Origin of the sequence: Caballeronia mineralivorans PML1(12) (assembly GCF_001028175.1) — a bacterium.
Lineage (GTDB): Bacteria > Pseudomonadota > Gammaproteobacteria > Burkholderiales > Burkholderiaceae > Caballeronia > Caballeronia mineralivorans.
Genome location: NZ_AEJF01000288.1, coordinates 1 through 269, shown reverse-complemented (window position 1 = coordinate 269; position 269 = coordinate 1). Strand labels below are relative to the sequence as shown.

Genomic DNA, 269 nt, shown 5'->3' with positions numbered 1-269 from the left:
TGGGCGGAGTGCGCGGCACGATCCCACTGGCGAGGATCGTTTCATCGAAAGCCTGTAACTGATCCGCCGTCACGGTGTGATTGAGTTTTAGCGTCACGCCCGTCACTTCGATCATCCGGCGGTAATAGCGCAGCGTTTCGTAAAACTCCTCTTTGCCGGGGATCTGTTTGGCGATATTAAACTGCCCGCCAATCTCGCTATGAGCGTCAAACAATGTTACCTGATGCCCACGCGCCGCCGCGTTAATGGCAAACGCCAGCCCAGCAGGT

The 269-nt window shown here is 56.5% G+C and carries 1 protein-coding gene; it reads right to left on the bottom strand.

Going from position 1 to position 269, the window contains the following annotated elements; genetic code table 11:
• A partial coding sequence (locus EOS_RS42710; protein WP_047898293.1) for an NAD(P)-binding protein occupies positions 1–269 on the bottom strand: 269 nt, incomplete at both ends.